This is a genomic window from Novosphingobium sp. KCTC 2891, from assembly GCF_025938155.1.
Lineage (GTDB): Bacteria > Pseudomonadota > Alphaproteobacteria > Sphingomonadales > Sphingomonadaceae > Novosphingobium.
In genome coordinates, this window is the sequence record NZ_JAPCZG010000009.1 from 1 (window position 1) to 12,518 (window position 12,518).

Consider the following 12,518-nt stretch of genomic DNA (forward strand, 5'->3'; position numbering starts at 1 on the left):
GGTCATCAGGCCGGACTACGCCAGCTTATTGGGAGCGCTTCATCCGGCCTGATGCCCCCCTGCGTCGCGCCCGGACGATACCCTTCAATGAAGCGTCAGGCACGGTGCAGACTGTCCAGATAAAGCGATCAACTCTTCCATGGCGTAGGCACTGCTTCCGAACCGCCCCTTCAGATCACGATCCAGGCGGGACTTATGCCCTGACCAATGCGAGCATTCGTGGCCGAGCGTGGCGTAATACTGATCGAACCCTGAGAAGAGCGTCGGCGAGGGCATCGTGATCCGATCAGCCACGTGCTCATAGTAGGCCTCATCGCCCTGGTGTCGCAGATGGATCGGGAGCGCTGCGAAGAAGGCATCGAGTTCGGCCTCCCGGCCCTCCGGTTCAACCGGAGCGGTGACAGGCACCGGATGGAACCGTTCGGGGAGGCCAACCACCTGGTCCGCACTGAACACGGCGTAGGCCTTGAGCACGCGGCGCGCTTCGCTGGTGCGTTCGCCCGTGTCCGGGGCTTCAACTTCCTTGGCGTAGCTCTTGTAGAAGATGGCGATGGTGGACTTCTCGCCCTTGCGCACCTGCCCTCCGAGCAGCGCGGCCTGGCGATACGTCATCCAGTAGGGCGACATAAAACCGCAGAAATCGGCGATCATCCAGAGCCAGAACACGTTCAACCCACGATAGGGGATGCCGCAGGCGCGCAAGGGGCGCGTGGTGGTCGTGCCGCGCCAGGGCCGGATCCACGGCCTGGTGCCGGCTTCGAGCCGGGCGATGATCTCGCGCGTGATGCGCGCTGCCGGACTCTCGTGGGTCTGGCGCGAAGCAAACTTCGACATGGGGGACCTCCTGACGAGCCGACAGGCACAAACGCCGTCTGGCTCGCCGCAGGCAAAGCCCCCTCTCCTCTCCTCTCATTTCACGGATTGGTTGTCAGCAGGTCCATAAGGAATGAGAAACTGGGAAGCGTGTTCACGCGAACAGTACCGCAGTCCCTCCGCTGCCAGATTGTATCCATCACGCAGACAGGCGCTTGACCACGATGTTTCTGCCACGGGCTTCCACGTTGATTTCAAAGTGGTCTGCTTGCACGACATCAATGACGTTGGCCGGTCGATAGGCGGCGATGTTTACACCCCCACGTCGGCGCATGCTGTCATAGAGGATGCCCGCCCCGCCCTCCTGGCGCACGGCTTCGCCAAAGCTCTGGGCGGCCTCGTAGCTTTCCTGCCCATAAAGGTCCGGGCAATCGACTTGCATGGCGCGAATGTCGCGATAGTCGCCGAGCAGCGTGGCAGAATAGGTCCGGTAGACCCGCCTCATGCCCGGCACGTTTCGTGCGACCGCCTCGCGCCTCAGATGGTGCGCGACTTCGGCTGCAGCCGTCTCGATTTCTGGCGAGGCGTACCAGGCGCCAAGATCAGGTCCGTTGAAACGCATGCCGCCCGGCGCAACATGCAGGAAACTCGCCATCACGACGCTGGAATTGGGTCGACCGAAAACCCACTGATCACGCGGAAGGCGGTTGATCCGCGCGGCAACCAGTCTGTCGTTGGTCCATCCGGCAAGTTCCATGACCGCCTCGGCATCAGCCGTGGTCGAAACCGTGTCGAACAGTCCAATCGGGGGAAAGCGCGATGGAACCAAGCGGAAACTGGGCCTGGGTGCCTTCGCAAAGCGCGCAGTCACTGGAAAATGATCTCACCGTCTTTGTACGGCGCGAAACCAACATCGGTGGCGCCAGGTGGCATATAGAGCCCGCCCCGTGCGGCATCGAGAAAACGCCGGACAACCATCAGCCCGTCTTGCGTACCGCTGACGACCAGATCGAGCGGCGGATGGCCGCCAAAGGCTGGCGCATCATGCGGTTGGCGGAGCCATGCCACGCCCTCATGCTCATCATTGAAAAGCACGCCCAAGGCTTGATGAATACCCAGGACCGCAGAAATTCGCGTGAGGACATCAACATCCAGCGTGAAAGCGCCATGCTCGCGCGCATGTTTGCACCAGCTATGATAGGTTGATCGCGATGGATAGCCGAGGATCAGGCGACGCTGCTCCTCGTTCAGCCCCCACAGATCAGCAATGGCGAGGAACGTACGCACTCCCGGTGCGCTCAAGCGGCGCCGGTTGGCCGGCGCAAAGCGAGAGGGATCGAGCCCTCCTGCCGCCTGGGGTCCGTTGATCGCTGTACGAGGTTGTGCCATCGCTTTACTCCTGATCTGGATATAGTCCAAATCTGGACATTTCGCAAGTGCGGCCGACGTCCGTCAGAAATGCGCGCGAACCGGCTTCCGGCCAGCAGCACGCGCCCGCTGCTCCATGCGCTCCAGCGCCACGCGCTTGCGCGGGGTTCTGGCTCCCCCCTTGTTGCGGAGAACTTCAGTGACCACAGTTTCGTCGGTTAGCCCAAATTCACGCTTCCGTTCCTCGGCTTCCACCAGGTATGCATAGAAATCGAAACGCATTTCAGCCTCAATCGCCACTGGACCCCGTGGGGACGAGCAATCGCCACGGCCACGCTCGAACGGACGCCTCCGCATGTAAAAGGACGTCCAAAGCATAAGGCAAATTCACCACAGCACCAACGCCCGTCGGGAGCGAAGGCTTGCATCGAAAGTCCCATTGCCGCAAATGCCGCGCTTCATGCGGACGTGACGGAACCGGTAGACGTCGGGGACTTAAAATCCTCTGGGCCTTGCCCGTGCGGGTTCGAGTCCCGCCGTCCGCACCAGGGTGGGGCCTGTAGCTCAACGGTTAGAGCTGGCCGCTCATAACGGCTAGGTTGCGGGTTCGAGTCCTGCCGGGCCCACCACTTCGATTTCCGGAAGATCCCGCCGGGTTGCTCAGTGCGAAAGTTCGTATTCTCCGACCAGGCGGTCCGCTGGAATATGCCAGCTATGATGCAGCTTCCTGATCATCCCCAAGGTCAATGGCCGACGACGCTTCAGAATTTCGCTAGCCCGGCTTTTGCCAATGACCTTGGTCAGATCGCTCAAGGATCGACCGTTCAGTTCCATATCCGCCTTGATGGTGTCGACAGGATCGAGATCCTCCACGGGCCAGCGCCTGGCTTCGTAGGCATCGACCAGAGTCGCAAGTATATCGAGGCGGTTGAACTCCTCAGTCCCCTCCCTGGCATCCCACAGACGCTCGATTTCCTGCACGGCCTTGCGATGATCCGCGTCCGACCTGATGGGAAAGATATCCATGTCGTACCTCCTCAAAACACGCTGATCGTAAGCGCGTCGATGGCATCGTACTGCTTGTGCGTGCCTATGAACTTCACAAAGGCGATCTGTGCCTCGAATTTGAACGCCACGATCAACCGATAATTGCCCCCGGCGACCTCGAAACGTACGCGTTCAGCATTCAGCACCTTTGCCTTTGAGAACGATGCCTGCACTTCGCCGGTGTTCTGCCAGCTAGCGTTGGAAACGACCGTTATCCAATGGGCCAGAGATGCCCTGGTTTCAGGATGCGCTTCCCAGAACGCCACCAGATTCGAACGGGCGATAAGTCTCATCCACAGCACCTAGCAATTCCCAAAATGGGAATCAACTGGAAATTCCCGAGATGGGAATCGGAGTGGCAGAAGCGGCCCCTTCCAGGGCAGGAAGAAGCCGCTTCGCCCATGACCCACCAGCCCGTCAGGAGAGTTCAGGCGGCTCGGGCTTCCGGAACCGGATCAAGGCCGACAGCGGAAGCTGCGTCGATGGCTTCGTCGCCGTTGCCATCGACTGCATCCGCGGGGGTATGCTCAGCAACTGCGGGGTCTTGCTCTCCGAAGCGCATCACCTCAGGCACCCAGGCGAGCGCTCGGTCGCGGACATCCACTTCGGTAATGGTGGCCCCTGCAAAGACCCTTTCGGCGCTCAGGGCGAGGTCGCGCTTCTTGACCGACGCGAACCGGCTCGAAAGCTCAGGCCCGCCAACGTCGCCCAGGGCATCGAGGATCACCTGCTTCGACACCCTGTCGAAGTAGTTCGCGGCCGTCGGTCGCCACCAGCGCGCCATGTCGATGCCGACAATGCCCCCAAGGTGGTCGATGAAGCCAATGCGCCGGTCACCGTCGAGGTTGAGGCTGGCTTCGAGCGTACGGCCGACCAGGAAGCCCAGCCAGCTTGCGCGGGCTTCGTCATCGAGACTGCGGAAAAGGTCGAACCGGGCAGCGGGCCTTTCACCGGCGCGCCAGCTTTCATCGAGACTGGCCCGAAACTCGGCCAGGCCTGCACTAGCCGGAGCATCAGCGGGTTCAAAACCGATGATCGGGCCGTTCGGCACGCCACCGCGCAAGGTCGAGGCGGCCTTGTTCTTCCAATCGGTCGTGTCTGCATCGGCAAGCGTGAAGACAAGCACGTCGAGGGCGAGCGAGGGATCGGACGCCACATGGAGCGACAGCACATCGCGCCGCTGCATGGCGAGCTCATCGACAAGCCGCTTCGAAAGCACCGATCGGCGCGGGCCGGCCGCACCCTTTTCCGTGACGGCCTCGACGCCATCGTCGTCCTCTCCGTCGGGCCGAGGGGCGCCTTCTCCGTAAAATACCGGCTGCAGCACGGGCGTACCGTCGCGACCGAGCGTCAGGATCATGCCCGCCTGTGGCCGCAGCTCAGGCGCAATGACCTGTGGGCGATCACGAATGGTGCGGCTTTCATGGTCAATCCGCTCGATTTCGGTTTCGGCAGCAGCGATCGCGTCGTCGTCGCTGTCTTCGTCTTCCAGGATCGCCGCCTGCTCGTCGTAAGCGGCATCGAGGGCTTCCAACTGCGCGACATCATCGTCCGACAAGGGAGCCGGCTCGCTGACGAGCCGAGTCAGGCCCGTTGTCAGTTCGTGGCTGGCGTAGTTGTCGAGCGTCGGGCGAACCCAGGCAAGACCATGTTGTTCGGCCAGGGCATGCGCCTCAGCTTCCATGCGTGCCGTCGCGAGTTGCTCGAGCAGGGCGACGTCGAGCCACGCCTCGCTGTCTTCATCATCAAAGAGTTCGCGCTCGATGCGGCCGCCAGCGGCATCATAGGCTTCGCGGCCCACAAGCCGCGCGCGCGGATCGTTGCCGCGCACGGTCTCGGACAGGACCATGCGCCGGATGCTGGCTGCGTTGAGCGCATAGTAGGACGTGGACATCTGGCCGAACACGCGCGCCTGGATTTCCCGATCCGAGGTCGCCCCGAACGCCTTGGCAAGATCGAGCGTGATTTCACCGGCGGCCAGAGCCTCGAACACGACCGGCGCCAGGTTTGCGAGCCGCAGGCGTCCCTCGACGAAGCGTACGGTCAGCCCGAAGCGCCGGGCGACGTCCTCGGCGCGCGCACCTTCGGCGACCAGCGTCGCGAAGGCCTGTGCCTCGTCTGCCGGGTTCATGTTCAACCGCTGGAAGTTCTCGGTGAGGCTCGATTCCACCGCGTTCGCATCATCGGCATCAAGCACCAGGCAGGCCACCGGATGATCGCGCGGCAGAACCTTGTCATCGGCCAGCGCCATCAGCGCCTGGCGCCGGCGTTCGCCGGCTTCGACCGTGTAGCGCCCCTTGGGGGCCGCGCGCACGACGAGGTTCTGCAGCAGGCCGACGGCCGCAATGCTGGCCTTGAGTTCGGCATCGGCTGCCGCGTCCGAATGCTTGCGCACATTGCGCGGCGAGGGCGCGAGCTTGTTGAGGGGAATTCCTGAAATCATGAACTGGCTCCTGACTAGCGAGCCTCCGTGCACCGACCATCGGTCCGCCAGGCTCAAAGCCCCGCTCCCCCTTCCCTCCCGACTTCGAAGCACCTGCCGCCCGCAGTCGCCCGTGCATCCCGATCGAAATGCGCGTGGCTGGACGATGCCCCGCTTGCGGGTTAGTCATTCCGCGAATTCTGGAGGGCCACTCACCATGAACACTGCCGACCTCGCCGAAGCCGTTGCCAACGGCCACGGTCTGACCAAGACCGATGCACGCAAGATCGTCGACGCCGTCTTCGAGGCGATCGCGGATGCCGCCGCCAAGGGCGACGAAATTTCGCTGAATGCTTTTGGCAAGTTCAAGATCAAGGACACGCCGGCGCGTGAAGGTCGTAACCCGTCGACCGGCGCGACGATCCAGATCGCTGCTGCGCGCAAGCTGACCTTCGCGCCCGCCAAGGCGGTGAAGGACAAGATCAACGCCTGATCGATCGGGCGTCCGGTCAAGCCGGACGCCCTGCCTTCTTCGGGTAGATGGACGAGAAATGGATTTCGACGACCAGATGCAGCGCTATTTCGGGGCGACCGACCTTGGCGCGGTCAGTCCGGCGGCGCTCGAAGCCGGTAAGGAGCGACTGGCCGTCGATTTCGGGCTCGAGCAGGATCGCGGCCGCAAGTTCGCAATGTGGGCGCTGATGTACATTCTTGGCAACGCCCCGGATCTCGACGTCGCCTTCAAGGAGGCAAACGACCGGAACGCAGCGCGCGATTTCATGGATATGCTGGGTCGCGTGACCGACAACTGAGCCCGTCAGGCTCGAAAACGCCGAACGGCGCGCTTCCATTCACGCTCGTCGGGCCATGGCAGGATCACATCGACAGCCGATGGCTTTGCAGTCTCGATCCTGACGGACATGATCTTTCTGCGGGTTCGGATCCCGCAGACCCTGCACCAGAAGTGGGACCGGGCCTCAGCGAAACGGTCGTCCCAGTGTCGCTGCTGGAACAGCCACCACAGGCCATGCGGATTGAAGGTCGAAGCATGGCCGCACTGGCAAACGGGTTTGATCGCCTGGTGGAAGCAGGCAGCCTCAAAGATGCACGTGGCCTGGTGCGTTCCATCGGCCGTCCAGCGCACTGGTCACAGCGCGAGAGCAAGCTGGTCATCGCCGCCAGTGTCGCGGCGTTTGTCGCTTAGAATGACCGACGCGAGTTCTTGCGCCGCATCTTCGCGCATCCGTTCATCAGGGGCGGTTATGCCGACACGCGCCCAACCGGGCGCCGCAAGGATGGCCTGGGCTATGGTGTCATGGTCGATTCGCATGACGCATATTGGAACATATAAGGAACATTGACGCAAGACGGAGCACCGGGAGCGTGCTCTCCGATTGACTTCCCGGCCGAGCCAAGATGAACTCCGCGCGTGTGCAACCTTTACAAGATGCGGGCCAACGTCGCCGAAGTCGGGCAGCTTTTTGGCGCTCGCGCGGACGTCGGCGCCAACTTTGGCGAAGAAGTCTATCCCGGCTATCCCGGCCTCGTCGTGGCGGAAGGAACAGCCCGTACGATGACCTGGGGCTTTCCGCTGACGCTCAAAGGCAAACAGGGTCAGGCCCTGAAGCCCAAGACCGTCAACAATGCCCGCGAGGACAAGCTGGCAACCCCGTTCTGGCGCGACAGCTTCGTCAAGCGGCGGTGCCTGATCCCGGTCACGGCCTGGGCGGAAGCCGAAGGCCAGAAAGGACGGATGACCCGCACCTGGTATTCGCTGGCGGGTGCCGAACTTTTCGCGGTCGCCGGCATCTGGCGACCGACCCACGAGTGGGGCGATGCCTACAGTATGGTCATGGTCGATGGCTGCCCGCAGATGGCCGATGTCCATGACCGGATGCCAGTCGTGCTCGCGCCGGACGACTGGTCGCGCTGGCTTGCAGCCGAGCCGGACGAAGCCTTCGCGCTCTGCCGCCCGTGTCCTTATCCGCTTACGGTGGAGCGCACAGACCAAGCCTGGGTCAGGTCCCGCGGCACCTGAGTGCCCCTGGCATCAGTTCCAGCGCCTGGCGAGACCACGGCCGATCAGCCAGTCTCCGGCATTAACGCCATTGACCCTTATCAGTGCAAGGGTGCGGCCATAGCGATCAACGCCCTGGCGCACGACGACAACGCGCCCTTTAGCAAGAAAGGCACGGAGTGCGTCACGGGACGCATAGCCCTTCTCGAAATCGCACCAGGCGTAGCGCGCGCGATAGTCCTGGCACTTCGGCGAATCCGGGAGTTCCGGGGCGTCGATGTCGGCGATGCGGATGCGTTCGGATCCGCACCGGATCGTGTCGCCATCGTGGACCGACATCGATGGGCACAACGTGCTGGCGGCGCCAAGCGCAAGGAAGGAAAACAAGGACATAGGCCGCTTCTATCGTTCCCTCTGCCGCAAGGCCAGCCAGCAACTCAGGACTGGGCGGCACCCGATACGCCGGTGTCGTCGCCAGCGATGACCAATGGCGGAATAGTGACGTCGGCCGCATCGAAATAGGCAAGGATGGCCTCGATCGACCCGAGCCTCTCGACCATGCGCCGCGTGATGACGACTTCATCGACCTCGTCAGCTGCGTAATATTCCGGTTCAGTGCCACGTTCGAACACGACGCGCCCGCCGCCGCATTCGCCAGAAAATGCGCCCGACCAGCCGGCGAACGGCACTTGCCTCGAAATGCACCATCGCGCCAGGGCGTCGAAACGCCCCCACGCAACCTCGTGCGCATGAAGCGTCAAAGACTGTCCGGGGACGCGGTGGGCAGGATCAAAGGCTTCACCATACCATTCTGTGGACAGGTCTTCGTCCGCGATCAGCTTGAGCAAATGGGCAAAGTCTTCCGACGACAGCACACCGCCGAGCGTGATCGATGCAGATACGCGATCCACCATAAAAGCCTCCTGATATCAGTGACTGAGGAGTGATGGGCGCAGCCGCGCGGCGTCGGTGCGCAGGCGCACTTGCGGAAACTGCAACGGAGCTTACGTCCTTCGCACTTGCAACATCGGCTCTTGAGGTTCAGGGAGGGCGTGCCTTTCAGGCATCCTCTCCCAAACTTTCAAGGCCGGTCTTTTGATCGGCCTTTTCTTTTTGCCACAAAGTGGATGGCGCACCGCCCAGCAGGTTGCGAACACGCGCGAGATTATCGAGGCGGCGCGAATAGCTGTCAGTTGGCGCCTCGATTGCCGCCGTTCCCACACTTGGATCATCGGATAGAGACCTGCCGCTCCTTCACATCGACGGACTGATCGCGGATTGACGATACCTGGGACATTGCCGTCATTGCCGAAGCAACTTCTGATCGTCGGCATTTGCCGGGAGCAGGCGTTCAAAACTTGAGTATCGCCGTGGCCGAAGCGGACTGCACAACAGCCTCGTAGACCGTTAGCCTGTGTCCCGTGGGCGGCCATTGCTGACCATCTCCATCTGGCCGAAAGGGTGCTCGACGGCTTTTCGAATTAATGCATCGAACGGGCCAGGCTGTGTTACCATCGTCGGCACGGACTGGACCATACCGCATTTCGGACCAGCTCCAGCACTACCGGGTATGGCTTGCGCACCGCGATCCTCTGGCATTGGCAGGCTTCGGCCATGGAATTGTTTACGCCAGATTTGACCCCTATGCCCATCGACCTGGGCTTGGCACTCGTCCTTTGCTCCAGCACTCCGCTCATACTGCTCGATGCCAGATTTGTCGTTCAGGCGGCGAGCGCAACCTTTTGCGAGGCGTTCGGGCTTGATCCGGATACGGTGACGGGAAGCGAACTGTTCGCGCTTGGTGCCGGCGAGTGGAACCTTCCCAAGCTGCGATCCCTTATGAACGCGACGCTTACTGGCAGCGCTGCGATCCCGGAATACGAACTCGATTTCGTGCAGGGGGCGAACGTTCGGCATCTGGTTATCAATGCCCAGCGACTCGGCTTTGCCGAGCCCGGCGACGTTCGCCTTGTCCTGGCCGTGTCCGACATGACTGCGGCCCGCAACGCCGCGCGTCAAAACGAGGATCTGGCACGTGAAAAGGATGATCTCGTGCGCACCAAACAGGTGCTGCTCCAGGAGCTTCAACACCGGGTGGCCAATAGCCTCCAGATCATCGCCAGCGTGCTTATGCAGAGCGCTCGCAAGGTCCAGTCCGAGGAAGCCCGCACCCATCTCAACGACGCCCATCATCGCGTTATGTCCATCGCCACGCTGCAACGGCAGCTTGCGGAAAAGGCGACGGGCGCGGTGGCTCTGCGGCCCTACATCACTGATCTTTGCGCCTCGATAGGCGCCTCGATGATTGCTGATACAAGCCGCATCACGATCACGCCCACCATTGTCGACACGGAAGCCTCTTCCGACGTGTCTGTCAGCCTTGGGTTGATCGTAACGGAATTGATCATCAACGCCCTGAAGCACGCGTTCCCGGACAAGCTGCAGAGCGGCAAAGTGCTCGTCGACTATGCGGTGGACGGACCGGCGTGGACATTATCTGTAGCCGATGACGGCGTTGGCAGACCGGCAAAGCCGGAGCTAGGGCTCGGCACAGGGATAGTGGAGGCGCTGGCAAAGCAGCTCCAGGCCATCGTCGAAATCAGTGATGCAAATCCTGGGACGCTCGTTGCGGTAATCCATGGCGGGGGCCGGGCACAATCGGACACGCGGAGCGTTCTTTAGAATACCCGCGCGCACCGCACGCGGCTCCCACAGAAAGTAGTGCAACCCATGCCCACCGATCCGGCGGCACCCGTCCTGCTTTACGTCGAGGATGAGTTGCTCATTCAGGAGTTGATGGTCACGGCCCTGGAAGATGCGGGTTTCCATGTTATGGTGGCCAGCGATGGGGAAGAGGCGCTCAAGATCCTGGCGTCGCCGGCACACGTTCTGCAGGGCCTCATCACCGATATCAATCTTGGCGCTGGTCCAGATGGCTGGGATATCGCACGCGCCGCACGCGAAATAACCGCCGGAATTCCTGTCGTCTATGTCACCGCGGCGAGCGAACATGAGTGGACGTCGCGAGGCGTACCCCACAGCGCGATGATCACCAAGCCCTTCGCGCTAGCCCAGGTTGTAGTAGCGATCTCTTCCCTGCTGACCGTCTCCGAATAGCGCGCTGACTGCCTGGCTTCTGCCTGGGCGCGCGAATTTATGTCGAGATCGAGCATCGGCAGCTCAAGATCACCGGTCTAAACCCGACAGTCGGAAGTCCAAACCGAATACGCCACTCCGCGCTCGCGAATGGCAGCATTTGTCAAGACCAGCGGTATACACGCCGTCCAAGGAATGACTTGAGATGGTCGGCAGCTGCCGCTTCAATTGCGGCGGAGCGGGTCGACCAAGGTCGCTGACTGAGCAGACGTTCGAACAGGATTCGGAGCACCCTGAAAGTTGCCGTACATTCATGTGCCGAGTTGACGGCAGATTCGCGTCCTTGTTCGGGTGTTTCGCATAGCCCCGAGCAAACCCCGAAGGCGGCTATTATGCATTTGAGCAGCGCACGTCAGTTGCCCGTGATTATCAGTCCGGATCCTTCTCTCTTGTCGCGTGGTGATCGCTTCGAATAAACGCGCCAATGAGGATCATAGAAGGGATGGGGCGAGTGGCATCTTTGGACTTCGACGCTGAGAAGGCGGCGTTTCGTAACTATTACGATGAGACCGCAGCGCTCATGGAGGGAGCCAAGGCATCCTTCATGACCCTCCTCCGGTCTTTGCTCGCTGGCGGAGAATATGCGACCGCTACTGTAACCGGTCGGCTCAAGGACCGCGAGGAGTCTATCCGGAAGTTCGGCCGCAAATATCGCGAAGGACTCGAGAACAGCGAGACGGACTATGAGATTAAGGACCATATCACCGATCTGATCGGCCTCCGTCTAGTATGCCTTTACGAAGACGACGTTGAGCCGATCGCTGCAATCATTCGCGATCAGTTTGAAGTAATAGACGTCACAGACAAGATCACGAAGATCGAGAGCACCGATAATGAGTTCGGTTATAAAGGCCTTCATCTCGACCTGCGCCTCGGAGCGGCACGCGCGCGCATGCCCGAGTACGCACCTTTCGCTCCATTTTGTTTTGAATTGCAGATACGAACAATCGTGCAGGATTCGTGGAGCACGCTCGATCACAAGATCAAGTACAAGAAATCAATTCCAGCCGATCTGAAGCGTCGCATCAACACTCTGGCCGCGCTTTTCGAACTGGCGGACCGCGAGTTCCGCCAGGTCCGGGATGCCACCAGCGCTGCCATCGAAAAGGCGCAGGGCGAGGAATTGGAAGCGGAAAGCGCTGCGCAGGCTGAGCAGGAGGCCCTTGACGCCCAGGATGTCGCGCCTGGACAATACGCTGCGCTGGATTCATTCCGCCTGTTGCGCATCGCCCGTCACTTCTTCCCAAACTTCGAGTTCGAGCCCCAGAAGGTGGATGGCTTCACGACAGAGGTTATCAACCGCCAGCCCGGCATCAGTCGGGGTAGGTTCAACTACTACCTGCGCGAAACGATCGGACTAGTTCGACGGTATCGGGAATATTTCTTGGCCAACGGTTTTGGCGACACGTTCAACGCTTACACCGAAATGCGCCATTGCCTTTACGCGGCCAACAGAGAGTTATTTTCCGATATGCTCGTGAACATCGCACGCGAGCGCTTCGACACATGGATCGCAGATATTGCGCCGGCCGAGGAGCGGGATTCCCGCCCGCGCGTGGCGCGGGCGCGACCTGCGGCCCGCGAATAGGAGGCCATCGGGTACTGAGCGAGCACGGCTGAAAGCGCTGACATTCCGGACATTCAGGGGCTTGGGTTGCGGTGTCGGAACCCATCGTTCATTCACAGTCGTTGCGG

18 protein-coding genes and 2 tRNA genes are annotated in these 12,518 nt (G+C 61.4%); 9 read left to right on the forward strand and 11 right to left on the reverse strand.

Annotation, left to right across the window (positions count from 1 at the left end; all coding sequences use genetic code 11):
* Positions 1–84 precede the first annotated feature (84 nt).
* From OLX02_RS15655 to OLX02_RS15670, 4 genes are all read right to left on the reverse strand, one after another.
* Positions 85–834, reverse strand: coding sequence for an ArdC family protein (locus OLX02_RS15655; protein WP_264424370.1), 750 nt, complete (start codon positions 832–834; stop codon positions 85–87).
* 178 nt (positions 835–1,012) lie between these two features.
* Positions 1,013–1,570, reverse strand: a complete 558-nt coding sequence (locus tag OLX02_RS15660; protein ID WP_264424372.1) for an RES family NAD+ phosphorylase — start codon at positions 1,568–1,570, stop codon at positions 1,013–1,015.
* A 110-nt stretch (positions 1,571–1,680) separates the two neighbouring features.
* Positions 1,681–2,202, reverse strand: a complete 522-nt coding sequence (locus tag OLX02_RS15665) for an MbcA/ParS/Xre antitoxin family protein (protein WP_264424373.1) — start codon at positions 2,200–2,202, stop codon at positions 1,681–1,683.
* Between the two features lie 63 nt (positions 2,203–2,265).
* The gene (locus tag OLX02_RS15670) at positions 2,266–2,463 is read right to left on the reverse strand and encodes a hypothetical protein (protein WP_264424374.1); all 198 of its coding nucleotides are present in this window, start codon (positions 2,461–2,463) and stop codon (positions 2,266–2,268) included.
* Positions 2,464–2,643: 180 nt separating this feature from the next.
* Here OLX02_RS15670 and OLX02_RS15675 point away from each other — a divergent pair.
* A tRNA-Leu gene (locus OLX02_RS15675) sits at positions 2,644–2,729 on the forward strand.
* Positions 2,730–2,734: 5 nt separating this feature from the next.
* A tRNA-Ile gene (locus OLX02_RS15680) sits at positions 2,735–2,810 on the forward strand.
* 31 nt (positions 2,811–2,841) lie between these two features.
* Here OLX02_RS15680 and OLX02_RS15685 read toward each other — a convergent pair.
* From OLX02_RS15685 to OLX02_RS15695, 3 genes are all read right to left on the reverse strand, one after another.
* Positions 2,842–3,207, reverse strand: coding sequence for a helix-turn-helix domain-containing protein (locus tag OLX02_RS15685; RefSeq protein WP_264424376.1), 366 nt, complete (start codon positions 3,205–3,207; stop codon positions 2,842–2,844).
* 11 nt (positions 3,208–3,218) lie between these two features.
* The gene (locus OLX02_RS15690) at positions 3,219–3,521 is read right to left on the reverse strand and encodes a type II toxin-antitoxin system HigB family toxin (protein WP_225010847.1); all 303 of its coding nucleotides are present in this window, start codon (positions 3,519–3,521) and stop codon (positions 3,219–3,221) included.
* A gap of 134 nt (positions 3,522–3,655) precedes the next feature.
* Positions 3,656–5,671: a ParB/RepB/Spo0J family partition protein gene (locus tag OLX02_RS15695; protein WP_264424379.1), complete on the reverse strand. Its 2,016-nt coding sequence runs from the start codon at positions 5,669–5,671 to the stop codon at positions 3,656–3,658.
* Positions 5,672–5,867: 196 nt separating this feature from the next.
* Between OLX02_RS15695 and OLX02_RS15700 the strand changes: the two genes are divergently transcribed.
* The 3 genes from OLX02_RS15700 to OLX02_RS15710 all read left to right on the forward strand — a co-directional run bounded on the left by OLX02_RS15700 (position 5,868) and on the right by OLX02_RS15710 (position 6,854).
* Positions 5,868–6,143, forward strand: coding sequence for an HU family DNA-binding protein (locus OLX02_RS15700; protein WP_169495323.1), 276 nt, complete (start codon positions 5,868–5,870; stop codon positions 6,141–6,143).
* Positions 6,144–6,201: 58 nt separating this feature from the next.
* Entirely contained in the window at positions 6,202–6,462 is a 261-nt protein-coding gene (locus OLX02_RS15705) for a hypothetical protein (RefSeq protein ID WP_264424382.1), read from the forward strand.
* A gap of 185 nt (positions 6,463–6,647) precedes the next feature.
* Positions 6,648–6,854 (forward strand): hypothetical protein, encoded by a 207-nt coding sequence (locus OLX02_RS15710; RefSeq protein ID WP_264424568.1) that lies wholly within the window; start codon positions 6,648–6,650, stop codon positions 6,852–6,854.
* Here OLX02_RS15710 and OLX02_RS15715 read toward each other — a convergent pair.
* Complete coding sequence (locus OLX02_RS15715) at positions 6,798–6,980, reverse strand: DUF6771 family protein (protein WP_264424384.1); 183 nt, start codon at positions 6,978–6,980, stop codon at positions 6,798–6,800. The genes OLX02_RS15710 and OLX02_RS15715 overlap by 57 nt on opposite strands.
* 99 nt (positions 6,981–7,079) lie before the next feature.
* Here OLX02_RS15715 and OLX02_RS15720 point away from each other — a divergent pair, with 99 nt between their 5' ends.
* Positions 7,080–7,688, forward strand: coding sequence for an SOS response-associated peptidase (locus OLX02_RS15720; RefSeq protein ID WP_264424385.1), 609 nt, complete (start codon positions 7,080–7,082; stop codon positions 7,686–7,688).
* A 12-nt stretch (positions 7,689–7,700) separates the two neighbouring features.
* Here the strand turns inward: OLX02_RS15720 and OLX02_RS15725 are convergent, their stop codons facing one another.
* The 3 genes from OLX02_RS15725 to OLX02_RS15735 form a co-directional block, all read right to left on the reverse strand.
* On the reverse strand, positions 7,701–8,060 hold the full coding sequence (locus OLX02_RS15725; RefSeq protein ID WP_264424387.1) for a thermonuclease family protein: 360 nt from the start codon (positions 8,058–8,060) through the stop codon (positions 7,701–7,703).
* A 44-nt stretch (positions 8,061–8,104) separates the two neighbouring features.
* Positions 8,105–8,581 carry a hypothetical protein gene (locus OLX02_RS15730; protein WP_264424389.1) on the reverse strand — a complete coding sequence of 159 codons (477 nt, stop codon included), beginning with the start codon at positions 8,579–8,581 and terminating at the stop codon, positions 8,105–8,107.
* Between the two features lie 145 nt (positions 8,582–8,726).
* The gene (locus tag OLX02_RS15735) at positions 8,727–8,888 is read right to left on the reverse strand and encodes a hypothetical protein (RefSeq protein ID WP_264424390.1); all 162 of its coding nucleotides are present in this window, start codon (positions 8,886–8,888) and stop codon (positions 8,727–8,729) included.
* Positions 8,889–9,242: 354 nt separating this feature from the next.
* On the opposite strand from OLX02_RS15735, the gene OLX02_RS15740 reads away from it, so the two are divergent.
* The 3 genes from OLX02_RS15740 (at position 9,243) to OLX02_RS15750 (ending at position 12,411) form a co-directional block, all read left to right on the forward strand.
* The gene (locus tag OLX02_RS15740) at positions 9,243–10,349 is read left to right on the forward strand and encodes a sensor histidine kinase (RefSeq protein ID WP_264424391.1); all 1,107 of its coding nucleotides are present in this window, start codon (positions 9,243–9,245) and stop codon (positions 10,347–10,349) included.
* 48 nt (positions 10,350–10,397) lie between these two features.
* Positions 10,398–10,784, forward strand: a complete 387-nt coding sequence (locus OLX02_RS15745) for a response regulator (RefSeq protein WP_264424392.1) — start codon at positions 10,398–10,400, stop codon at positions 10,782–10,784.
* Between the two features lie 499 nt (positions 10,785–11,283).
* The gene (locus OLX02_RS15750; RefSeq protein WP_264424394.1) at positions 11,284–12,411 is read left to right on the forward strand and encodes a GTP pyrophosphokinase family protein; all 1,128 of its coding nucleotides are present in this window, start codon (positions 11,284–11,286) and stop codon (positions 12,409–12,411) included.
* Positions 12,412–12,518: the final 107 nt, after the last annotated feature.

Excerpts from the sequence above, each read along its gene's own strand:
- OLX02_RS15665 (WP_264424373.1), bottom strand. The coding sequence starts at position 2,202 with ATGGCACAACCTCGTACAGCGATCAACGGACCCCAGGCGGCAGGAGGG.
- OLX02_RS15730 (WP_264424389.1), bottom strand. The coding sequence starts at position 8,581 with ATGGTGGATCGCGTATCTGCATCGATCACGCTCGGCGGTGTGCTGTCG.
- OLX02_RS15725 (WP_264424387.1), bottom strand. The coding sequence starts at position 8,060 with ATGTCCTTGTTTTCCTTCCTTGCGCTTGGCGCCGCCAGCACGTTGTGC.
- OLX02_RS15655 (WP_264424370.1), bottom strand. The coding sequence starts at position 834 with ATGTCGAAGTTTGCTTCGCGCCAGACCCACGAGAGTCCGGCAGCGCGC.
- OLX02_RS15685 (WP_264424376.1), bottom strand. The coding sequence starts at position 3,207 with ATGGATATCTTTCCCATCAGGTCGGACGCGGATCATCGCAAGGCCGTG.
- OLX02_RS15660 (WP_264424372.1), bottom strand. The coding sequence starts at position 1,570 with ATGGAACTTGCCGGATGGACCAACGACAGACTGGTTGCCGCGCGGATC.
- OLX02_RS15705 (WP_264424382.1), top strand. The coding sequence starts at position 6,202 with ATGGATTTCGACGACCAGATGCAGCGCTATTTCGGGGCGACCGACCTT.
- OLX02_RS15715 (WP_264424384.1), bottom strand. The coding sequence starts at position 6,980 with ATGCGAATCGACCATGACACCATAGCCCAGGCCATCCTTGCGGCGCCC.
- OLX02_RS15690 (WP_225010847.1), bottom strand. The coding sequence starts at position 3,521 with ATGAGACTTATCGCCCGTTCGAATCTGGTGGCGTTCTGGGAAGCGCAT.
- OLX02_RS15700 (WP_169495323.1), top strand. The coding sequence starts at position 5,868 with ATGAACACTGCCGACCTCGCCGAAGCCGTTGCCAACGGCCACGGTCTG.
- OLX02_RS15745 (WP_264424392.1), top strand. The coding sequence starts at position 10,398 with ATGCCCACCGATCCGGCGGCACCCGTCCTGCTTTACGTCGAGGATGAG.
- OLX02_RS15695 (WP_264424379.1), bottom strand. The coding sequence starts at position 5,671 with ATGATTTCAGGAATTCCCCTCAACAAGCTCGCGCCCTCGCCGCGCAAT.
- OLX02_RS15670 (WP_264424374.1), bottom strand. The coding sequence starts at position 2,463 with ATGCGTTTCGATTTCTATGCATACCTGGTGGAAGCCGAGGAACGGAAG.